Annotated in this window: 20 protein-coding genes; 9 read left to right on the top strand and 11 right to left on the bottom strand. The window is 75.2% G+C overall.

Annotated features, from left to right (window positions below; translation table 11 throughout):
• The 3 genes from VF468_01430 to VF468_01420 form a co-directional block, all read right to left on the bottom strand.
• On the bottom strand, positions 1–321 hold a 321-nt coding region (locus tag VF468_01430; GenBank protein HEX5876984.1), incomplete at its 3' end, for an FAD-binding protein.
• Positions 318–1,664 carry a (Fe-S)-binding protein gene (locus VF468_01425; GenBank protein ID HEX5876983.1) on the bottom strand — a complete coding sequence of 449 codons (1,347 nt, stop codon included), beginning with the start codon at positions 1,662–1,664 and terminating at the stop codon, positions 318–320. The genes VF468_01430 and VF468_01425, both read right to left, overlap by 4 nt.
• 14 nt (positions 1,665–1,678) lie before the next feature.
• On the bottom strand, positions 1,679–2,728 hold the full coding sequence (locus VF468_01420) for an LLM class flavin-dependent oxidoreductase (GenBank protein ID HEX5876982.1): 1,050 nt from the start codon (positions 2,726–2,728) through the stop codon (positions 1,679–1,681).
• Between the two features lie 207 nt (positions 2,729–2,935).
• Here VF468_01420 and VF468_01415 point away from each other — a divergent pair, with 207 nt between their 5' ends.
• The 3 genes from VF468_01415 to VF468_01405 all read left to right on the top strand — a co-directional run bounded on the left by VF468_01415 (position 2,936) and on the right by VF468_01405 (position 4,894).
• Complete coding sequence (locus VF468_01415; protein ID HEX5876981.1) at positions 2,936–3,883, top strand: glycosyltransferase family 2 protein; 948 nt, start codon at positions 2,936–2,938, stop codon at positions 3,881–3,883.
• Positions 3,884–4,037: 154 nt separating this feature from the next.
• A complete protein-coding gene (locus VF468_01410; protein ID HEX5876980.1) occupies positions 4,038–4,517 on the top strand; it encodes a hemerythrin domain-containing protein in 480 nt (159 codons plus the stop codon).
• The gene (locus VF468_01405) at positions 4,514–4,894 is read left to right on the top strand and encodes a plastocyanin/azurin family copper-binding protein (protein ID HEX5876979.1); all 381 of its coding nucleotides are present in this window, start codon (positions 4,514–4,516) and stop codon (positions 4,892–4,894) included. Before VF468_01410 ends, VF468_01405 begins: the two co-directional genes overlap by 4 nt.
• Here the strand turns inward: VF468_01405 and VF468_01400 are convergent.
• Positions 4,869–5,723, bottom strand: coding sequence for an NAD(P)-dependent alcohol dehydrogenase (locus VF468_01400; GenBank protein ID HEX5876978.1), 855 nt, complete (start codon positions 5,721–5,723; stop codon positions 4,869–4,871). The two genes, VF468_01405 and VF468_01400, sit on opposite strands and share 26 nt — an antisense overlap.
• 152 nt (positions 5,724–5,875) lie before the next feature.
• Here VF468_01400 and VF468_01395 point away from each other — a divergent pair, with 152 nt between their 5' ends.
• Complete coding sequence (locus VF468_01395; GenBank protein ID HEX5876977.1) at positions 5,876–6,202, top strand: TetR/AcrR family transcriptional regulator C-terminal domain-containing protein; 327 nt, start codon at positions 5,876–5,878, stop codon at positions 6,200–6,202.
• Positions 6,203–6,214: 12 nt separating this feature from the next.
• Here VF468_01395 and VF468_01390 read toward each other — a convergent pair whose 3' ends face one another.
• Together VF468_01390 and VF468_01385 are read right to left on the bottom strand one after the other, a co-directional pair.
• On the bottom strand, positions 6,215–8,029 hold the full coding sequence (locus VF468_01390; GenBank protein HEX5876976.1) for a BTAD domain-containing putative transcriptional regulator: 1,815 nt from the start codon (positions 8,027–8,029) through the stop codon (positions 6,215–6,217).
• 16 nt (positions 8,030–8,045) lie between these two features.
• Positions 8,046–8,876: a class I SAM-dependent methyltransferase gene (locus VF468_01385; protein ID HEX5876975.1), complete on the bottom strand. Its 831-nt coding sequence runs from the start codon at positions 8,874–8,876 to the stop codon at positions 8,046–8,048.
• A 137-nt stretch (positions 8,877–9,013) separates the two neighbouring features.
• Between VF468_01385 and VF468_01380 the strand changes: the two genes are divergently transcribed.
• A complete protein-coding gene (locus VF468_01380; GenBank protein ID HEX5876974.1) occupies positions 9,014–9,415 on the top strand; it encodes a hypothetical protein in 402 nt (133 codons plus the stop codon).
• Between the two features lie 44 nt (positions 9,416–9,459).
• Here the strand turns inward: VF468_01380 and VF468_01375 are convergent, their stop codons facing one another.
• The 3 genes from VF468_01375 to VF468_01365 are packed head-to-tail and all read right to left on the bottom strand — an operon-like array spanning position 9,460 to position 11,641.
• Entirely contained in the window at positions 9,460–10,269 is an 810-nt protein-coding gene (locus tag VF468_01375) for an alpha/beta hydrolase (GenBank protein HEX5876973.1), read from the bottom strand.
• Positions 10,270–10,291: 22 nt separating this feature from the next.
• Positions 10,292–11,041 carry an SRPBCC domain-containing protein gene (locus VF468_01370; GenBank protein HEX5876972.1) on the bottom strand — a complete coding sequence of 250 codons (750 nt, stop codon included), beginning with the start codon at positions 11,039–11,041 and terminating at the stop codon, positions 10,292–10,294.
• A 3-nt stretch (positions 11,042–11,044) separates the two neighbouring features.
• The gene (locus VF468_01365) at positions 11,045–11,641 is read right to left on the bottom strand and encodes a helix-turn-helix domain-containing protein (GenBank protein HEX5876971.1); all 597 of its coding nucleotides are present in this window, start codon (positions 11,639–11,641) and stop codon (positions 11,045–11,047) included.
• A gap of 111 nt (positions 11,642–11,752) precedes the next feature.
• Here VF468_01365 and VF468_01360 point away from each other — a divergent pair, with 111 nt between their 5' ends.
• Complete coding sequence (locus tag VF468_01360) at positions 11,753–12,508, top strand: hypothetical protein (protein ID HEX5876970.1); 756 nt, start codon at positions 11,753–11,755, stop codon at positions 12,506–12,508.
• 8 nt (positions 12,509–12,516) lie between these two features.
• On the opposite strand, the gene VF468_01355 is transcribed toward VF468_01360, so the two are convergent.
• Entirely contained in the window at positions 12,517–14,367 is a 1,851-nt protein-coding gene (locus VF468_01355) for an AMP-binding protein (GenBank protein HEX5876969.1), read from the bottom strand.
• 149 nt (positions 14,368–14,516) lie between these two features.
• Between VF468_01355 and VF468_01350 the strand changes: the two genes are divergently transcribed.
• The 3 genes from VF468_01350 (at position 14,517) to VF468_01340 (ending at position 20,086) form a co-directional block, all read left to right on the top strand.
• Complete coding sequence (locus tag VF468_01350; GenBank protein HEX5876968.1) at positions 14,517–15,143, top strand: bifunctional DNA primase/polymerase; 627 nt, start codon at positions 14,517–14,519, stop codon at positions 15,141–15,143.
• A 96-nt stretch (positions 15,144–15,239) separates the two neighbouring features.
• Positions 15,240–19,451: a BTAD domain-containing putative transcriptional regulator gene (locus VF468_01345; GenBank protein HEX5876967.1), complete on the top strand. Its 4,212-nt coding sequence runs from the start codon at positions 15,240–15,242 to the stop codon at positions 19,449–19,451.
• Between the two features lie 65 nt (positions 19,452–19,516).
• Positions 19,517–20,086 (top strand): TetR/AcrR family transcriptional regulator, encoded by a 570-nt coding sequence (locus VF468_01340; GenBank protein HEX5876966.1) that lies wholly within the window; start codon positions 19,517–19,519, stop codon positions 20,084–20,086.
• 228 nt (positions 20,087–20,314) lie between these two features.
• Here the strand turns inward: VF468_01340 and VF468_01335 are convergent.
• On the bottom strand, positions 20,315–21,362 hold a 1,048-nt coding region (locus VF468_01335), incomplete at its 5' end, for a hypothetical protein (protein ID HEX5876965.1).

Raw genomic sequence — 21,362 nt, 5'->3', positions numbered from 1 at the left:
CTTGTTCATCCGCTTGGTGTCGACCACGATGCCGCCCCGGTTGGGCTTGGCCCCGTCGTTGAGGCCGGTGGCGCCGGCCCGGGGGACGATCGGGATGCGCAGCCGGTTGGCCAGCTTGACGATGGCCACGACCTCCTCGGTGGTCTCCGGCAGCACGGCGATCTCGGGGGCCTCGTCGGCCCAGCGGTGGAAGGGGAACGGCGCCGGCACCATGGCCCGGACGAGGCGGCCCTGGGGGGCGACGATCACCCGCTCGGTGCCGCAGATGTCGACCAGCTCGGCCACGGCCTCCCGGTTGACGGGCGCGTAGGTGACGGTCATGGGCCCGCCTCCCGATTCTCCGGGGGACCACCCCGGCGGTCCCCCGGACCCCCCCGGTTACGGGCGACCTCGGCCAGCCACGGCTCGGGATCGAGCAGCCCGGCCGACATGGCGGCCAGCACGGTGATGTCGACCACCGGCATCTGCCCGTCGGCGGCCGCGACCCGCTCCAGGTGGTCCTCGGCCCAGACGCAGGCCGAGGCGAGCACGTCGGCCCCGAGGGGCGCGGCCGCCTCGAGCCGGTTGCGGGCGACCTTCTCGGCCACGTCGGGCAGGGCCAGCGGCAGCCCGCCGCCGGCGCCCGAGCACATCGCCCACTGGGTGACGTGGTCGACGTCGCGGAACTCCAGCCCGGGGATGGCCCGCAGGATCTTTCGGGGCGACTCCCAGATGCCGCGGCGCTTGTTGAGCCGGCAGGGGTCGTGGTAGGTGACGCTGACCGGGACCGGCCGCTCCAGCCTGAGCTTGCCCTGGTCGATGAGCTCGGCCAGCAGGTCGGTGACGTGCAGCACCTCGATGCCGTAGTCGCCGAACAGCCGCGGGTAGTCCTCGACGAAGGCGATGTAGTCGTGCGGATCGAGGGTGACGACCCGCTTGGCCCCCGCCTGGCGCCAGTCCTCCAGGTTGTGGCGGGCGAACTGCTCGAAGATGTCGGTGTAGCCCATCTCCAGGGCCGGGCCGCCGCAGCACCACTGGTCGTTCATCAGCCCGACCTCGACCCCGGCCTCGCGCAGCAGCAGACTGACCGCCCGCGGGACCTTGGTCTGGCGGTAGGCGGCCATGCAGTCGCAGAACAGGATCGTCTCCCCGCCCCTGGGCAGGTCGAGGTCGTCGGCCCAGCCGGCCACCTGGGCCGGGTCGCCCTGCATCTCGTTGCGGAAGGTGACGGTGTCGTCGTTCCAGCGCTTCCAGGAGGCGCGCTCGATCCCGGCCTCGACCCCGGCCGCCCGCACGGCCCGGACCAGCTGCACCAGCTGGGTCCGGTTGCGGTAGAAGTCGCCGGTGAACAGGGTGTTGGGGCAGCGCAGCTCGCAGGCGCCGCACTGGGTGCAGTAGGCGTACTGCTCGAAGGCGTCCTCCAGGTCGACCAGGCCCTGGGACATGGCGGCCACGGTGGCGTGGAAGCCGTAGCTGGTGTGCTGCTCGTTGCGGGTCACCTGGTAGACGGGGCAGGGCTCGCGGCAGAACTTGTGCCGCGACGACATGCAGCCCCAGGCGCGGTCCTCGTAGCCCTCGGCCAGCTTGCGGGTGGCCGCCTCGGCGGCCGCCCGGTCGCCGATGGAGAGCACGTCGGGGTCGCGGGGGACGAGGTCGCTGCCTTCGACGTCGGGGATCCTGGTCACGGCGTTGACCTCCGTCAGTCGAGTTCCGGCATCACCTTGTCGGCGATCAGCCGCAGCTGGCTCTTCACGTCGGGCACGTCCACGGTCTGGCCGGAGAAGAACTTGACCAGGACCGGGTCGACCAGGGCGGCGATCACGTGGTTGATCCCCGTGGACAGGATGTCGGTCTTGAGCTGGTGGACGACCTCCTCGGGGGTGCCGGCGACCGACAGCTTGTCGACCAGCTCCGGGGTGGTGAGCTCGATCGCCTTGGCCACGTCGCCCGAGGCGAAGGCGTCGAAGATCGGCTGCAGGCTGGCGTACTCGATGCCGTGCCGCTCCACCTGCGACTGGGGCATGGAGGGGATGTAGAAGGCGACGATGATGCGGGCCGCCGCCTTGGCCAGGGCGCGGTCGTTGGCGACCACGCTGATGATCCAGGCGCCCAGGTCGAGGTCGGCGACGTCGCGGCCCGCCTTCTCGGCCCCCTTGCGGACGTGGGAGACCACGTACTCGTAGTTCTCCTTGGAGTAGCCGAGGGCGTGGTGCATGCCGTCGGCGATCTCCCCGGCCAGCTCGAAGCTGCGCGGCCCGCCCATCGCCCCCAGCTTCAGCGGCACCCGCTCCTGGACCGGCCGGGCCGCGGTGAACAGGCCCGAGTAGTTGAAGAACTCGCCCTGGTGGTCGATCTTGCCGGTGTCGAGCAGGGTCCGCATGACCCCCAGGCCCTCCCGGACCCGGGCCAGGGGGCGGCTCCCCTGCCACTGGACGTGGTACTGGCTGAGCATGACCAGGTTGCCGAAGCTGACCACGGCCTCGGCCCGGCCGCCGGTGAGCTCGTCCAGGGTGGCCAGCTGCTGGGCGATCAGGGTGGGCTCGCGCAGGATCACGTGGGTGACGTTGGGCCCCATGCGGATGTTGCGGGTCTTGTCGGCCGCGGCCGCGAACAGCAGCCACATGTCCTTGTGGTAGATCTCGTCGACGCTGTAGCAGGCGTAGAAGCCCAGGTCGTCGGCGGTTTTGATCATGTCGATCGAGTCGCTCAGGGGGTAGTCGGGGGTCTGCACGTAGCTGAACCGGACCATGGGATGCCCCTTTCGCTCGGCCGCCGTCGGCCGGCCGAGCCTAACATCGCCCACGCCCGGTGAGAATGCCTTGCTCAGCGCGTCAGGCGGCGTCGCTGCCGGCCGCAGAAGACACAGGCTTGTTGCCCGTCCATGGGGCGGTAAGGTTCTCCCGGGTCGCTCACGTCCAGAAAACGTTCGCTGGCGCGGCTCGTTAGGATCCTCGTCATGGTGCCGAACCCGCCAACGCCGCCCGAGACCGCCGTCGCGGTGGTGCTGGTGACCTTCCAGAGCGCCCGCGACCTGGCCATGTGCCTGGGGTCGCTGGAGCGGGCGGCGGCGCCGCACCCGCTGGAGGTGGTGGTGGTCGACAACGCCTCCACCGACGCCAGCGTCGAGATCGCCCGCGGCTACGGGGCCAAGGTGCTGGAGAACCACGCCAACGTGGGGCTGTCGCGGGCCATCAACGCCGGGGTGGAGATCACCGGGGCGCCGTGGCTGCTGATCGTCAACCCCGACACCTGGCTGTCGCCGGGGTCGCTGCGGCGGCTGCTGGCCACCGCGGCCTCGGACCCGAAGATCGGCTGTGTCGGGCCCCACCTGGCCAACCCCGACGGCTCCGACTACCCCACCGGGCGCCGGTTCCCGTCGCTGCTGATGGGGGCCGCCCACGCCGCCCTGGCCCCGCTGTGGCCCGACAACCCGGCCACCCGCCGCTACCACATGGCCGGGGTCGACCGCAGCCGGCCCCTGGACGTCGACTGGGTGTCGGGGGCCTGCATGCTGGTCCGCCGCCGGGCCTTCGAGCAGATCGGCGGGTTCGACCCCGGCTACTTCATGTACTTCGAGGAGATGGACGCCTGCCTGCGGCTGCACCGGGCCGGCTGGCGGGTCGTGTTCGACCCCCTGGCCGAGGTCAAGCACGTGGTCGGCGGGTCGACCCGCAGCGCCCCCTACCGCAAGGTGGTCCACCACCACCGCAGCGCCCTGCGCTTCTACTGCCGCCGCTACGCCCGCGACCCCCGCCTGGTCATGGCGCCGCTGGTGGCCGGGTTCCTGGCCGTGCGCGGGGTCGCCTCCCTGGCCCGCACCGCGGTCGAGCAGCGGCGCGAGGCCGGCCGCGAGCGCCCCCTGGCCGGTCCCGGCCCCGACGAGCTGGGCCGCCCCCAGGCGTAGCCGCGACCCGCCGCCTACGCCTCCGGCGGCAGCGCGCCCCGCCGGCGTGCCCCGGCCGGCGTAGCCGCAGAGCCGCCCGCGGGCCGACGCCGCCACCCCCCTGGCGGCGGGACCATCGTCGTGTCACCAGGAACCACGACACGGAGGCATCCCGATGACCCAGGCCTACGCCATCCCCCTCGACCCGGGGCTGCTGCTCGCCCTGCACGCGCGGGTCGAGCAGCAGTTCGAGGCCTACGAGGCCGCCGAGGGCAGCCACGCCGGCCGCCGCCAGGCCGTCGCCGCCATGGCGGCCGCCCTGGCCACCCACGTCGCCGTCGAGGACGAGCTGCTCTACCCGGCCCTGCAGGCGTGCACCGGGCGCCACGACCCCGAGATCGAGCGCCAGCTCCAGCAGGACCACCTGCTCGACCTGGTCATGGTCGAGCTCGGCGGCATGCTCCCGGCCGACCGCGGCTACGACGGCAAGGTCCGGGTCCTCATGCAGGTGTTCCGCCAGCACGCCCGCGACGCCGAGGCGCTGCTCCTGCCCGAGCTGCGGCGCCGGCTGGGGCCGGCCGAGCTGGAGCTGCTCGGCCGCCGGGTCCGCGAGCGGGTCGGCCAGCTCGAGGGCCGCCCGCGGCGGGGCTGGTGACCGCCGTGCGCCGCCTCCCCGCCCTGCTGGTCCCCCTGGCCCTGGCCGCCGTGGTCCTCGCCGGCTGCGGCGGCGACGAGGGCGGCGGCGCCGGCGCCGCCGCCCCGGTGACCGGGGTGACCGAGGTCGCCGCCGAGAACAACCACTTCTCCCCCGCCGCCATCCAGGTCCCGGCCGGCACCACCGTCACCTGGGAGTTCAAGGACCGCTTCGTCCCCCACGACGTCACCGCCGACGGCTGGAGCTCGGGCGACCCCCAGCGCAGCGGGTCCTACGCCCACACCTTCGACCAGCCCGGCACCTACCCTTACCGCTGCACCCTCCACGACGGCATGACCGGCCAGGTGGTCGTCACCGGGACCTCGCGGGAACGGTGACGACGACCTTGCCCCGGGCGCGGCCCGTCTCCAGGTAGCGGATGGCGTCGGCGACCTCGGGCAGCGGGTAGGTCCGGTCGATCACCGGGGTGACCGTGCCCGCCTCGATCAGCTCCCGCACGAGCGCCAGGTCGGCCCGGCTCGGCCTGGCCAGGAACGCGCCCAGCCGCTGGGGCACGAACGGCGACAGCACGACCGCCTTGACCATCCGGTCGATGGGCCCGATCCAGCGGCCGTCCGAGTCGCCGCTGCTCAGCGTGAGCGTCCCCCTGGGGGTGAGCGCGCGCCGGCAGTCCGACGGCGAGCGGGTCCCGGCCAGCTGGAAGATGACGTCGTAGCGCCGCCCGTTGCCGGCGAAGTCCTCCTTCGTGTAGTCCACGACCCGGTCGGCACCGAGCGAGCGGACCAGCTCCAGGTTCCTGGTGCTGCAGACGCCGGTCACCTCGGCGCCGAGCCACTTGGCGAGCTGCACGGCGAAGGTGCCGACGCCGCCGGACGCGCCGATGATCAGGACCCGCTGGCCCGCCTGGACCCGTCCGTGGTCGCGCAGGCCCTGCAGGGCGGTCAGCGCGGCCAGGGGCACGGCCGCCGCCTGCTCGAAGGTCAGGTTGGCCGGCTTGCCCTCGACCACGTCCTCGGGGATGGAGACGTACTCGGCGAAGCCGCCCGTCGTGACGTCGGCGAACACCTCGTCGCCCGGGCGCAGCCGGGCCACGGCCCTGCCGACCGCCTCGACCCGCCCGGCCACGTCGCCGCCGAGCCGCGTGGTCCTCGGCCGGCGCAGCCCGAACTGCGGGCGGACGGCGTACGGCAGGCCCCGCATGGTCATGGGCGAGATCGACCCGCCGGCCGCCGGGACCGACTGGAAGCCGGCCGTCCGCCGGCGGGTGCTCTCGGCCCGCCGGGCGCTCCTGCGCCACCCCTGGGCGCCGGGGGTGCTCGAGTCGCGCACCAACCCGACCCCGACGGTGCTGGCCTACGGTGCTGGCCTACATGGACTCGATGATCGGGATGTTCCGGGCCGGTGGCTTCCCGGTCGACCTGACCCACCACGCCATCCACGCCATGGGCAGCCGCCTGTTCGGGTTCACCCAGGAGCTGTTCGACGACTCGGCCGACGCCGGCGCGGCCCCGGGCCCGGAGGTCCTCCAGGCCCTGGCCGCGTTCCCCCACATCACCGAGCTGATGCTGGCCATCACCCACGACCAGGGGTCGGTCGTCGGCCCGGGCTGCGACGACCAGCTCGAGTTCGAGTTCGCCCTCGACCTGCTCCTGGACGGCCTGGAACGGCTCCGGGACCGGGCCTGACGCGCCCGCGCCCTAGGCCCGGCTGGCGGCGGGCCGGCCGTCGAGCAGGGGCTCCAGGGCCGGGTTGTCGAGGCCGGCGGCCAGCAGGCGGGCGGTGGCCAGGGCCGAGGAGTCGCCGAGGCGGCCGCGGTGCAGGTGGGCCCGGACGACCAGCTCGCGCATGTCGCAGCGGGCGGCCAGCGAGGCCAGGGCGTCGGCCAGGCGGGCCCCCTCGGCCAGGTCGTCGCGGTCCAGGGCGGCCTCGACGACGGCGTCGAGCACGTACGCGCTCACCCACTGGTAGCGGTCGGTGGTCCGGTTGCAGCGGGTGCGGGCCTCGCTCAGCCAGGCGCTGGCCGCGGCGTGGTCGCCCCGGGCGGCGCTGAGCAGGCCGAGGCCGCGGGCGGTCATGCCCTCCCAGCAGGGGTCGCCGATGTGGCAGGCCAGCGCCCAGGCGTGCTCGAGCTGGTCGGCGGCGGCCTCGACCCGGCCGGCACGGAGGTCGAGGTCGGCCTGGAGCGCCTCCGGCCAGGGCAGGAACGCCATCCAGCGCTCGGCGCGGACCAGCTCCAGGGACTCGGCCAGCGCCGCCCCGGCCTGGCTGCGCTCGTCGCGCAGCAGGTGGGCGCGGGCCAGGATGGCCAGCGACCAGGCCTGCTGGCGCGGGTCGGCGGCGCTCCGGGCCCGCTCGACCGAGCCGTGCAGGTGCCGGAAGGCGGCCGGGTAGTCGGCCATGTCGGAGGCGTTCATGCCGCGCACGCCGAGGACGGCGGCGACCTCGACGTCGGTCTCGGCCGCCGCCTCGGCCCGGGACAGCCAGGTGTCGGCCGTCTGGCGGCGGCCGGCCTGCACCTCGACGAAGCCGAGCTCGCGGTAGGCGGTCGCGGCCGTCTCGCGGTCGCCGGCCTCGGTGGCCAGCCGGACCGCCTCCAGCAGGACGACGGCGCCCTCCTCGTCGCGGCCGCGGATGCTGTGGACCAGGGCGCCGCCCAGCGCGGCCAGGGCCCGGCCCTGCAGCGCGGGGTCGGGGTAGGCGGCCGCGTCGGCGCAGGCGCGGCGCAGCGAGTCGATCCCGGCCTGGACGGCGCCGGCCGCGATGGCCGCGCGACCGGCCTCCAGCTGGCTGGCGACGGCGGCGCGCCCGCTGGCCGGCCGGCTCCGGGGCGAGCCGGGCGGCGCGTCGGCCGCGTCCCGCAGCGCCGGCGACGCCTCGACCCCGAGCTCGCGCCGGAGGAGGTCCTCGCACACGGCCACCTGCCGGAGGGCGGCCGCCCGGTCGCCGGAGACGGCCAGGCTGCGGACCAGCAGCTCGTGGTTGCCCTCCTCCAGCGCGTTGCGGGCCACCGCCCGGGCCGCGTACGGCACCGCCTCGGCCGCCTGCCCGGCCGCCAGCAGGGCCAGCGCCGCCTGCCGCAGCCGCGCCTCGGCCATGGAGGTGAGCCGGTGGCGCTCCACCACCAGCCACGACTCGAACATCGGGCTGCCGGCGACGCTGAGGCCGTCGAGCAGCTCGCCGCCCAGGTCGAGCAGGCGCCCGGGGTCGGCCGGCTCGCCGGTGACGTCCTGGAGGTCGACCGTCACGTCCTCGCCGAGGCCGGTCGCGACCGGGTCGCCGGCGAACAGCCCGGGCCGCCCCAGGGTCCGCCGCAGCTCGGCCAGGGACCAGCGCAGCGCACCCAGCGGGTCGTCGGCCTCGCCGAACAGCAGCTCGGCCAGGTGGCGGCGGCTGGGCGGCTGGTCGGTCAGCAGCAGGTAGGCCAGCAGGGCCCACGTCTTGCGGCCGCGCGGCACCGCCGGCGCATCATCTCGTTCGATGGCCGGCGGGCCGAGCAGGCGGATCCTCACCACGGCAGGCTCCCTGGAACTACGCGCGGGTCGCGATCACCTCCACGTACTCCGCGGGCATCGCCACCGTCAATCCCCGCTCGGTGTCGTGCTCGCGGGCCAGGGCGGTCAGGTCGTCCCAGAGCCGCCGCTGGCCGGCCTCGTCGAGGGCCTCGAAGGCCTTGCGGGTCGGGCCGTACTGGTCCTTGAAGAACCCGGCAAAGTCCTCGGGGGAGCGGAAGCGCCACACATGGCTGCGCTTGGTGACCTCCAGGCGCGACACGGCGTCGCCGAGCAGCTCGCGCAGGCGCTCCTCGGTCCCCCACTGGGGAGGCGGCCGGACCCCGGCCGGGGGCGGCACGTGCTTGGAGACGGTCTTGAGGAGCTGGCCGATGAAGCCCGCCGGGGTCCAGTTGACCAGGCCGATGGTGCCGCCGGGGCGGCAGACGCGGACCAGCTCGGCCGCGGCCCGCTCCTGGTCGGGCGCGAACATGACGCCAAGGACGGACAGGACGGCGTCGAAGGAGGCGTCGGGAAAGGCCAGGTCCTCGGCGTCGCCCTCGGCGAAGGTGATCTCCAGCCCTTCGGCCGCCGCCCGGGCCCGGCCGCGCTCCAGCAGCTCGGGGACGTAGTCGACGCCGGTGACCTCGCAGCCGTAGCGGGCGGCGGCCAGGGCGGCGTTGCCGCTGCCGGTGGCCACGTCAAGGACGCGGTCGCCGGGCCGCAGGCCGGCCGCCTCGGCCAGGTGCTCGGCCATGGGCACGATCCGGGCGGCCACGGCGGCGTAGTTGCCGCTGGCCCACATCTTCTGCTGGCGCGCCTTGACGGCGGCCAGGTCCGGCTGGGCGGTCTGGGTGGTGGTGGTGCTCATCTGCTCCTCCTTGGGCATGGGGGTCGGTGGAAAGCATCCGGCACCGGCGTGTGAACGGGCGTGTGACGTGAGGATCCGGTTAGCGGGCGGTCCCATGCTGCGGAGATCCGCACGCCAGCTGGAGTGAGGACGGTCCCATGCGACGAACCCACCCGCCCCCGCCGGCCCCCGCCCGGGCGCCGGTCGCCCCCCTCCCCGGCCCCCTGCAGCCGCTGTGGGCGCTGGCCCTGGCCATCGCCGAGTCGGCGGCCGAGATCGCCGCCACCCGGCCCATCCCCAGCTGGAGGGCCGGCGCCTACCTGTACGCCGCCGCCGACCAGGCCTGGGGCGGCGACGGCGCCGGCGGCCCGGGCGGCTGGCGCGCCGACACCACCGGGTCGGGGGTCGAGTTCCGCTTCGCCGTGCTCCTGGCCGAGGCGGCCACCGCCCGCTTCGTCTCCGGCGACGGCTACCTCAGCAACCGCCAGCTCGCCACCGACCTCCGCCACGGCGCCGCCTGGCTCGCCACCGGCGCCCTCCTCGCCCAGCGCGGGTTCTGACCTCGCCCGCCGCGGTCCGCCCCGGGGGGACCCCACCGAGATCTTCAGCCGACCTCGGCGTCGAGGAACTCGCCGACCATCGAGGCCAGCCAGTCGGTCCGCTGCACCAGGGTGACGTGGGTGGTGCCGGGCAGCACGGCCAGCCGCGAGCGGGGCAGGCCGTGGAGGTCGCCGGGCACCCCACCGCCGAGGAGGCGGAAGATCTCCACGGTGTGCTCGGGCCGGACGATGTCGGAGTCCCCGATGACCAGCATGGTCGGGGCGCTGATGCCCCGGATCTGGTCGGCCGTCCACTCGGGCAGGTCCGCGTCCATCTGGGTGATCTTCTGGATCAGCTTCGGCCAGTCGCCCGGGTTGGGGGCGACCCGGGCGTAGTCCTGCTCGAACGGGGTGCCGGCCAGGTGCTCGGGCTTGAGCTCGGAGATGTTGTCCATCAGCCCGGGGTGGAGGCCGTCGAGCCGGCAGCTGAACGAGGCCAGCACCAGCTTGCCGACCCGCTCGGGGTGGTCGAGGGCGAGCTGCAGGGCCACCGCCGACCCGGAGCTGTAGCCGAACACGTCGGCCTGGCCGATCCCCAGGTGGCGTAGCAGCGCGACCGTGTCGGCCGTCCAGTTCTGGATGGACAGGGGGCGGTCGATGTCGGCGGTGTGGCCGTGGGCCTGCTGCTCGACGCCGATGACCTGGCGCTGCTTGGCCAGCGAGGGGATGATCCCGCCGAAGTCGACGCCGATGGTGGACAGGTTGCCGTGGAGCAGGAGCAGCGGCCGGCCGCTGCCGTGGACCTCGTAGTACATCTCGAGGCCGTTCACCGGGGCGTAGCCGCTGTCGCCGGCCTGGGTGGTGGGGTCGGTCATCTCGGTTGGCCTCCTCGTCGCCTCAGCTCGTCTCGAACAGCCGGGTGAGCCAGCCCTGCCAGGCCCGCTGGGCCGCCTCCGGGTCCACGTCGCCGGCGAACAGGTGGTGCCCGGCGGCGACCGTGCCCTCGTAGCCGCGGATGAATCGGTACAGCCCGCCGTCGCCGCGCACCCCCAGGGCCTCCGGGGACACCCAGTCGACCACGCCGTCGATCGGGTCAAGGCCCTCGGGGGTGAGGCGCACCTTGTCCCCCTCGGTGGCCGGGCCGCTCAGCCCCAGGCCGGCCGAGAGCACCGGCCAGACCCGCCCGGCGTCGCCCGCTCCCGGGAGCATGACCATGACCGGGACGGCGGGCCGGCCGCGGAAGTGCTCGAGGTACTGGGCGAGCGTGTGCAGGTACATGTCCCAGCCCCTGGTGAGGGCGTCGTACTCGGTGTCCCAGTCGTCGCCGAGGACGCCGCTCTGGACCAGCCGGAGCACGCAGGTGCCGTCGTCGCGGCCCTCGATCAGCCACTCGAAGGCCATGAACTGGGCGCCGTCGGGGCTCCCGCCGCGGTAGGCGAAGCGGCGCGGCGGCTCCCAGGCGGTGACGACGCCCTCCTCGGTGTGCCCGGCGATGGTCATCGCCGTCCGGCCGCCCTCGCGGGGCTCGACCTGGTTGACGCCCATGAACCAGGCGTCGATCCCCTGGCCGGTGGCGATCGCCTCCCAGACCTGCTCGGGGGTGGCGTCGAGGGTGATCGCCTTGCGCAGCTCGAACTCGCGCGGCATGGGCTAGGGCTCCTTCGTCTCGGGGGGGATGCTCGGGTGGAGGGCCACCACCAGGCGGTGGCCGCGGCCACCGGCGGCGGCCGGGTCGTGGTAGCGGGCGACCAGGGCGGCGACGGCCCCGGCCAGCTCCTCGGCGAAGGCGGCCCGGTCGGCCGCCGAGGCGAAGCGGACCTCGCCGTCGACCGCGAAGGTGGCCACCCGCCGGCGGGCCGCGGCCGCCCCCGCGATGAGGTCGCCGACGTCGCGGACGAGCCGGGACGCCACCGCCAGGAGCCAGGCCGCCGACACCCGGTCGGGGGCGCGGTCCGGGTCGGGCTGGACCGCGGCCAGGGCCGCCGGCGAGATCACGTAGGACGCCGCCGTGGCCCGCAGCACCCGCTCGGTGCAGTTGCCCTTGCGCCGCTCCTCGACCAGCTCGACCAGGCCGTGCCGCTCCAGGGCCCGGAGGTGGTAGTTCACCTTCTGCCGGGGCAGGCCCACCCTGGCCGCCAGCATGGTGGCCGAGGCGGGCTCGGCCAGCTCGGCCAGGAGCCGCGCCCGCACCGGGTCGAGCGACACCTCGGCCGCCGCCGGGTCCCCGATCACCGCCACGTCCAGCATGGCGGCACCCTAGTGCCGATCAAATTTGTTGTCAAGAAGGCTATTGTTGTCGGAGCGTTGGGCTGGACATGGCTGCTAGACTCGAACAGACGTTCGAATGCAGGGGGCATCATGTTCGCCGACGCCGACCACGAGGTCATCGACAGCCCCGAGGCGCTCTTCCGCCACCTGTACGAGGAGCACGGCGTCTCCGAGGCCCGCGACCTGGACCCGGAGACGGCGCCGCTGCAGTTCTGGCTGCGCCGCCACGCCGAACTGGAGCGGGCCCAGCGGGCGGGGCTGGCCGCCCACCCGGCCAACCGCCAGCCCGACCCACCGCCGGAGCCCCCCGCGCCACCGTCCCGGACGCGGGAAGAGGCCCGGCCCTCGCCGGCGGCGCCGCCGCCAGGCTCGGGCCGCCGCCCCGCCGGCTTCGGGGACCCGCTGGTCGAGGCCGTGGCCAGGGCGCTGGCCGGGCGGGGCCACGGCGAGGCGGCCGTCCGCTCGGCCATCCGCTCGTTCGCCGGCGAGGGCGGCCCGTCGGGCGAGGCCGCCGTCCGGGCCGTCTTCGTCGAGCCCATGCTCCAGGCGGTGGCCGAACGCCTCCTCGGCGCCCCCCCGTCCAAGGCGGCCGCCCGCCCCGCCCCGCCCCCGCCTGAGCCGGCGGCCCAGCCGCCGCAGGCCGCGGCCGACCCGGCGCCTCCCCCGACCCCGACCCGGGAGGAGCCGGTCCGGCCGGAGGCGGCGTGGGCGGTGCTCTGGGCCGACCTGGGCGAGAGCGTGCGGCGACCCGGGAGCGGGACCGGGGCGGGCGGCGACGGCGACGACCTGATGGCGGTGGCCAACGCCGTCCAGGCCCGCCGCCGGGTCAGGACGCTGCGCCGCTGAGCGCGGGGTCAGCCCTGGTACAGGGCGTCGATGCGCTCGGCGTACTTGGCGTGGATGATGCGGCGGCGGAGCTTGAGGGTGGGGGTGAGCTCCTCGCTCTCGGCGGTCCACTCGACCGGGAGGACCTCGAACCGCTTGACCTGCTCGATCCGGGCCAGGTGCTGGTTGGCGCCGTCGACGGCCAGCTGGATCTCGGTGAGCACCTGCTCGTGGCCGGCGAGGGTGGCCAGGTCGGCGGTGCCGAGGCCGTTGCGGGCGGCCCACCCGGGGGCGAGCTCATGGTCGAGCACGATCAGCGCGACCACGTACGGCCGGTCGTCGCCGTAGACCAGCGCCTGGCCGATCAGCGGGTGCTCCTTGAGCAGGCCCTCGATGTTGGCCGGGGACAGGTTCTTGCCGCTGGAGGTGATGATCAGCTCTTTCTTGCGGTCGACGATCTTGAGGTAGCCGTCGCCGTCCATCTCGCCGACGTCGCCGGTGTGCAGCCAGCCCTCGGCGTCGATCAGCTCGGCCGTCGCCTCCGGCTGCCGGAAGTACCCGGGGGTGTTGACCGGCCCCCGGACCAGCACCTCGCCGTCGTCGGCCAGCCGCACCTCGACCCCGGCCAGGGCCGGGCCGACGGTGCCGATCTTGACCTTGCCGGGCCGGTTGCCGGTCGCCACCCCGGTGGTCTCGGTCATGCCGTACACCTCGACCAGGGGCAGGCCGAGGGCCGCGAAGTACTCGGCCACGTCCACGGCCAGGGGCGAGGCCGCGCTGGAGGCGAAGATGCAGCGGTCCAGCCCGATGGCGTGGCGGACCTTGGCCAGCACCAGCCGCTCGAGCACGGCGTGCCGGGCCCGCAGCCCGAAGGGCACCGGCTCGCCCTTCTGCTGGCGGCGCACGACCTCGCGCCCCGCGGCCAGGGCCGCCTGGGCGATCTTGCGCTTGCGCTCGTTCTCCTCGGCGGCCAGCTTGGCGTCGATGCCGGCCCGGACCTTCTCCCACACCCTGGGCACGCCGAAGAACAACGTCGGCCGGGCCTCGCGGACGTACTCGACCGCCTGGGTCGGCTCGGGGCAGAACCAGACGTGGGTCCGCAGGGTCAGCGGCACGTAGATCGACAGCACCCGCTCGGCGATGTGGGCCAGGGGCAGGTAGGAGACCGAGCTGCCCTCGAAGTCGAGCTCGGTCAGGCGCCGCAGCGCCGTGCACTCGAAGAGCAGGTTGCGGTGGGTCAGGAGCACACCCTTGGGCGGGCCGGTGGTGCCGGAGGTGTAGAGCAGGGTGGCGTTGTCCTCGGGGCCGACCCGGCCGCGCAGCTCCTCGAAGCCGGAGCGGTCGGCGGCCAGCGCCTCGCGGCCCCGGCGGACCAGCTCGTCCCAGCCGAGCACGCCCGGCCCGTCGTCGTCGGCGGCGCCGTCCAGCAGGACCACGTAGCGCAGGGCGGGCAGGTTGTCGCGGAGCTCCTGCCAGCGCTTGAGCATGTCCCGGTCCTCGAGCACGGCCACCTTGGCCTGGCAGTGCCCGGCCACGTACTGGATCTGCTCGGGGGCGAGGGTGAAGTAGAAGCTCGACGGGGTGGCCCCGGCGTGGATGGCGGCCTGGTCGGCGAGGACGTGCTCGGGCCGGTTGGTGGCCATGATGGCCACGAAGTCGCCCTTGCCGACCCCCAGGCCGGCCAGGCCCATGGCCACCTCGGCGACCCGCTCGCGGTAGTCGCGCCACGACAGCGTCTGCCAGGCGCCGTCGCGTTTCCAGGACATGGCCGGCGCGTCGCCGTGACCGGCCGCGTGGTCGGCGAGCAGGTCGCACAGGGTCTGGCCCCTGATCTCCTGCTCGATCTCCCGGCGCTCGATCTCGACCCGGTCTTCGCTCATCGCGACCCACCCTCGGCTCGGAGAGGCTGCACGCTGGCGAGCATAGGTAGCGGGACCGGGCAGGTAAAGGGCCTGGCCGCCGTGAGCGACTCGTTGGCGGGCCCCGGCAGGCTTGTCCCGTCCGGCGCCGAGCGCGAAAGGATGTGGCGATGTCCCGGTTCCCCCAGGCCGGCCTGCGCTACCTGGCCGCCCTGGACTACGCCCGCCGCGGCCTGCCCGTCGTCCCCCTGCACTACGTGGTGCGCACCCGGCGGACCACCGCCGTCACCTGCTCGTGCGGGGAGCCGGCCTGCGCCAGGGTCGGCGCCCACCCGCTGGCCGCCCACGGCGCCGCCGACGCCTCCACCGACCCCATGCGGCTGACCTGGTGGTGGCGGCGCTTCCCGGAGGCCAACGTCGGCCTGGCCACCGGGGCCAGCTTCGACGCCCTGATCGTGCACGGCTCGTCCGGCGACGCCGCCCGTTGGTCGGTGCTCGCCCAGGCTCTCCGCTCGGCCGGCCCGCTGGTGCGGACCGGCGACACCTGGCACTTCCTCTTCGCCCCGATGGGCCTGGCCAGCCAGCGCCCATGGGGGCTGGCCAGGTCCGAGTGGCGGGGCTGGGGTGGCTGGGTGGTGGCCCCACCCAGCCACCACCCCGGCGGCGCCGTCGCCGCCTGGGTGCGCGACCTGGACACCCGGCTGCCCGAGCCGCCGGCGGCCATCCGGGAGCGGCTGGAGCAGGTTGGGCCGGCCGAGCCCCTCACCCAGCTCGTCTACGCCCAAGCTCGCGACTAGGTATTCGGTGGCATGGCATATACACTCCCGCGTATTCGGTTCATACGGCCTCAGCCAGAGGATCCAGGCAACCAAGGCAAACGATCGTAGGTCGGCGTGGTGGTAGGCACGATCGACTTCTTTCTCCTCGGCCCGCTGGAGGCTCGCCAGCGTGAGCGGCCGCTGCGGCTCGGCAGCATCAAGCACCGGATGCTGCTGGCCAAGCTGCTGCTCCACCCCAACCAGGTGGTGTCCACCGAGGAGCTGATCGTGGCCGTCTGGGGCGAGGAGCCGCCGCCGACCGTCAAGCAGTCGCTCCAGAACCACGTCGCCGCCCTGCGCAAGGCGATCGAGCCCGGCAACGGCGCCGGCCCGCCTCGCACCCTGGTCACCCGCGACCCGGGCTACCTGCTCCGGGTCGACCCCGAACGCCTGGACCTGCACCGCTTCCAGCGCCTGGACCGCGAGGGCCGCCAGGCCCTCTCCGAGGGCGACCCGGCCCGGGCCGCCGACCTGCTCCGCCAGGCGCTGGCCCTGTGGCGCGGCCCGGCCCTGGCCGACGTGGCCGCCTCGGCCGACCTCGCCTGGCCGGAGCTGGTCGGCGTCGAGGAGCTCCAGGTCGCCTCCACCGAGGCCCGGATCGAGGCCGAGCTGGCCCTGGGCCGCCACCACGAGCTGGTGGCCGAGCTGGAGGCACTGGTCCGGGTGTACCCGCTGCGCGAGCACCTCCACGGCCAGCTCATGCTCGCCCTGTACCGCTCCGGACGCCAGGCCGACGCCCTGGCCGCCTACCGGGCGGCCCGCAAGATCCTGGTCGACGAGCTCGGGATCGAGCCCAGCGTGGGCCTGCAGCGCCTCGAGCAGGCCATCCTCGCCCAGGACCCGGCCCTCGACCTGCTGGTCCCGGCCCGCTCGGGCGACCCCGAGGCCGAGGAGCGAGCCGCGGCCGCCGACCACGGCGCCGGGGTGGCCGGCGAGGGCGGCGGCAGCGTCGAGCGCAAGCTCGTGTCGGTGCTGTTCGCCGAGATCGACGAGCCGTTCGGCGAGGCCGGGGAGCGCGACCCCGAGGACGTCTCCACCATGCTCGACCGCCACCTGGACCGGGTACGGGCCGAGGTCGTGAGCTTCGGCGGCACCGTGGAACAGGCCATCGGCGGGATCACCATGGCCACCTTCGGCGTCCCCCAGACCCGTGAGGACGACCCGGAGCGGGCCGTGCGGGCCGCCCTGGCCATCCGTGACGCCCTCGCCGGCGAGGGGTCCGGGGGGCTCAAGAGTAGCCCCCCGGAGAATCGGGGCGGGATCCAGCTGCGGGTCGCCGTGACCACCGGCGAGGCCCTGGTCACCGACGGCGTGCGGGTCGCCGGCGACCCGGTGGCCACCTGCGCCCGGCTCCAGCAGGCCGCCCCGAGCGGGACGGTGCTGGTGTCGGAGACGACCGGCCGGGCCACCGAGCGCTCGATCAGCTACGGCCCGCCCAGCCTGATCGCCCTGGCCGGCCGGGCCAAGCCGCTGAGCGTGTGGAGCGCGCTGGAGCCGCGCAACCGCACCGGGATGGACGCGCTGGCCGCCGGGCCGGTGCCGCTGGTCGGCCGCGACCGCGAGCTGGGCCAGCTGCTGGAGGCGTTCCAGCGGGCCAAGACCGGGCGCCAGCCCCAGCTGGTCACCCTGCTCGGCCCGCCCGGCATCGGCAAGAGCCGGCTGGTGGCCGAGCTCGGCCGGGCCCTGGACGCCGCCGACGACCTGGTGACCTGGCGGCAGGGCCGCTCCTCGCCCTGGGACGAGGGCCATTCCTCCCAGGGTGGCGGCGGGATCACCCACTGGGCCCTGGCCGAGATCGTCAAGGCCGAGGCCGGCATCATGGAGAACGACTCGGCCGACCGGGTCGGCCGGCGCCTGTCCAGGGTGGTCGCCCACGCCCTGGCCGACGACCCGGCCGCGGTCGAGTGGGTCACCGGGCACCTGCGCGGCCTGGTCGGCGAGGGCGACGAGCTCGCCGGCTCGGCCGAGAACGGCGCCGTGGCCACCGCCAACCGCGACGGCCGGCGCGACGAGGCGTTCACCGCCTGGCGGCGCTTCCTGTACGGGCTGGCCAACCGGCGGCCGCTGGTGCTGGTGCTGGAGGACCTCCACTGGGCCGACGACGCCCTGCTCGACTTCGTCGAGGAGCTGCTGGAGCCGACCGGCCACCCCACCCCGGACCGGCACGGCCGGCCGCTGCACCCGCGGACCCCGCCGGCGGCTCCGCTGCTGGTCGTGGCCACCGCCCGCAAGGACCTGCTGGCGCGCCGGCCGGGCCTGGCCGGCAACGACGGCGCGGCCCTGGCCATCGAGCTGGAGCCGCTGTCGGAGGCCGACACCGGCCACCTGCTCGAGGCCCTCCTCGCCTCCCACCGGCTTCCCACCGGCGTCGGCCCGGCCCTGGTGGCCGCGGCCGGCGGCAACCCCCTGTTCGCCGAGGAGTACGTGCGCATGGTGCGCGACCATCCGCCGATGCCCGACGCCCGCGGCCCGGTCGAGCTCCCCCTGCCCGAGTCCGTCCACGCCATCATCGCCGCCCGCCTGGACGCCCTGCCCACCGAGGAGAAGGCCGCGTTGCAGGACCTCTCGGTGCTGGGCCGGGTCGGCTGGGTGGGGGCCCTGGCCGCGGTCAGCGGGCGGACCCGGGCCGAGGTCGAGGCCTGCCTGGAGCGGCTGGCCGCCAAGGAGTTCCTGTACCGGGCCGGGCGGGCCTCGATGGCCGGCGAGCGCGAGTACGGCTTCCGCCACGTGCTCGTCTGCGAGGTCGCCTACGGCCAGATCCCGCGGCTGGAGCGGGCCGGCAAGCACCGGCGGGCCGCCGCCTGGCTGGAGTCGCTGTCGGCCGACCGCTCCGAGCTGCTGGCCCACCACTACGGGCGGGCCCTGGAGCTGGCCAGCGCGGCCGGGCAGGCCCCCGGCGACCTGACGGAGCGGGCGCGGCTGGCCCTGCGGGACGCCGGCGACCGTGTCTCGGGGCTGGGGGCGCACGTCACCGCCGCCCGCTACTACGCCAGGGCCCTGGCCATCTGGCCGCCCGACGACCCCGAGCGCCCCGATCTCGAGCTGCGGGCCGGCGAGGCCCAGTGCCTGGGCGAGGGCACCGGCGAGGACCTGCTCGTGCGGGCCCGGGACGGGCTGCTGGCCCGGGGCGACCGGGGTCGGGCGGCCGAGGCCGAGGCCCGCCTGGGCCAGCTCGCCTACGCCAAGGGCCAGGAGCGGGCCTCCCACATGGAACGGGCCCTGTCCCTGGTCGCCGACGCGCCCCCGTCCCGGAGCAAGGCGGTCGTGCTCAGCCACGGCATGATCCACCTGCTGGTGGCCGACCGGAACGCCGACGCCCTCCAGATCGCCCGGGAGGGGCTGGCCATGGCCCGGAGCCTCGGCGACCGCGACGTCGAGGCGGCCGCCCTCGGCACCATCGGGGCGGCCAGGGTCAACCTCGGCGACCCCGGCGGGATCGCCGACCTGGAGCGCTGCAACGCGCTGTGCGAGGCCGACGGGTCCTCCAGCGTCATCCCCTGGCAGACCAACCTCGCCTTCTGCTTCGCCCTCCTCGGCGACCTGCGGCGCTGCTTCGCCGCCCGTTGGGCGGCCTGGGAGGCGGCCGAGCGCTTCGGCTCGGCCCTGCGCCTGCGCTGGCTTGAGCTGGAGCGGGCCAGCGAGCACTACTGGAGCGGCCGTTGGGACCAGGCCATCCGGGTGGCCGACTCGGTGGCGCCCGACGGCGAGAGCGGCGCCCCCCACTACATGGAGAGCGAGTGCCGGCTGTGGCGGGGCCGCATCCGGCTGGCCAGGGGCCAGCTCGGCCAGGCCCTTGACGACGCCGGGCGGGCGGTCGCCCTGGCCAGGGAGACCGGCGACCGCCTGAACGTCGACCCGGCGCTGGCCTTCGGGACCCGGGTGCTGCTGGCCGCCGGCCGGGAGGCCGAGGCCGGCAAGCTGCTGGACGAGCTGCTGGCCACCCTGGGCGGGCGGCTGCTCAAGCCCGAGCTGGGCGTCGACCTGGCGATCGGCCTGGTCGAGCTGGACCGTCCCGTCGAGGCCCTGGACGACGTGGTGCCCTCGCGCTGGCTGGACGCGGCCCGGGCGTTCGCCGGCGGCGACCCGGCGCGGGCGGCCCGGATCTACGCCGAGATCGGCAGCCGCCCCGACGAGGCCGGCGCCCGCCTGGCCGCCGCCCGCCACCTGCTCCCGACGCGACCCACCGAAGGCCGGGTCGAGCTGGAGCGGGCCATGACCTTCTTCCGCGAGGCCGGCGCCACCGCCTCCCTCGAGCAGGCCAAGGAGCTGCTGTTCGCCTTGACTTGACAGCGTCCAGGAATAGAGAGAGTTTTCTCTCGTCCCCCGACTCGGCAAGGAGTAGCCTAGCCGTCATGGTGTCTGCCAGGCCCCGAGACCGGATCCTGACCACGGCCACCGCCCTGTTCCACTCCGAGGGCATCGGCGCGGTCGGCGTGAACCGCATCATCGGCCAGGCCGATGTGGCCCCGATGACCCTCTACCGCCAGTTCGGAGGCAAGGACGCGCTGGTCGCGGCCGCCCTGGAGCAGTGGAGCACCCTGTGGCTGCACCGCCTGGCCGACGCCATGGACCGCCGCGGCGACGACCCCTCCGACCGCTTCGACGGCCTCTGGGACGAGCTGGAGGCCTGGTTCGCCGAGGACGGCTTCCGCGGCTCGTTCGTGGCCAACGCCGCCACCGAGCTGCGCAGCGAGCCCGACCACCCGGCCCACGCCAAGATCGTCCAGCACCGCCAGGCCCTCCGCCAGCTCCTCGAAGACCTCGCCAAGGCCGCCGGCGCCCACGACCCCGCCGTCCTCGCCGCCCAGCTCCAGGTCCTGCTCGACGGCGCCATCTCCGCCGCCGCCGTCGACCGCGACCCCGCCGCCGCCACCGGCGCCCGTACCCTCGCCAAGGCCGCCATCACCGCGGCGTCCGGCTAGCGGGTCGCCCCACCCCGGGCAGGCTCGGACCCCATACCGCCACCCGCCCGCCGTCAAGTCGGATTGACGGCCGGCTCGCCGCCACCGAGCAGGCCGTGCACCAGAAGCACGGGCCCCGACGCCTTGACGAACCGGGGAAGGCGACCCGGGTCGATCTCGGCAGGCTCCGGGCGCACCTCGACGGAGAGCAGGGGAGCTCGCGGACCTCCTGCTCGGTCACCTGGCTGGCTATCCCTGGCGCAGGACGCTCTGGTCGACGTGGAACAGGCCCTGGGGCGTGCCCAGCCACAGGCCGCCATCTTCGGCAGCCGCCGCCGCGGTGATCCGGTCCGTCCCCAGCTCGTGCAGGTTACGGCGAGGGCCACGCACCTGCGGGCCGCCCAGGCCGAGCAGCCGGGTGTCGCTGGTCGCCCAGACCATCCCGCCGGGCGTCACCGCGAGGTCGCGCCCGTCGGCCTCCCATCGGTCCTCGGTCCCGCTCCGGGGGTCGACCCGCCGCACAACCGCAACCCCCGGGTCGCTGACCCAGACCACCTTCTCGGCGACCACCACCGCTCCGGGCAGCTCGGCACTGTCGGGGACGGTTGGCAGCCGGATGGCGCCGGCCTGCCTGCCGCGGGCCGGGTCCACACGCCACAGCCAGCCCTCGGCGCCACGGACCCACACCGCGCCCGGCCTGGCCCCTACGGCCAGCGGGCGGCCGGGGAGGCCGACGGCGGCGATGACCCGCCCGCTGGCCGGGTCGAGGCGGGTGAGCCGGCCGCGCCGGACCCGACCCTGGCAGCACACCGCCCAGACCCCGCCAGCGCCGGCGGCGACGGCGCTCACCGGGCCTGGCAGCGACGCGGTGAGCCGGGCCGTGCGCGGGTCGATCCGGAGCAGACCGGCGGCGCTGGTCACCGCCCAGACGGCCCCGGCCCCGGCCGTCAGGCTGACCACCGGCGGCTCCCCGGCTTCGACGCCGGGCACGGCCAGCCCGCGCCCGGTCGCCGGGTCGACGCGCAGGACCAGGCCGCCGACGGCCAGCCATACCGCCTGCCGGGTGACCGCGATGGCGTCCACCTGGGAGCTGGTGGCCACGACCCTGGTGACACTCGACCCTTCGGCCGGCCGGCCGGTGGCCAGGGTCGGGCTGGTAGGAGCGGGCGAGGTCGGCAGCGGTTGCGTCGTGGCCGCGGCCGTCCTCCTGCCCTCCAGGCGCGGCTGCAGCCACCGCCCGGTCACAAGCAGGCCGGCCAGGGCAACAACCACGACCAGGGCGGCCGAAACCGGGCGC

The sequence above is a fragment of the Actinomycetota bacterium genome (assembly GCA_036280995.1).
GTDB lineage: Bacteria > Actinomycetota > CALGFH01 > CALGFH01 > CALGFH01 > CALGFH01.
This window is presented reverse-complemented; position numbering and strand designations above follow the sequence as displayed.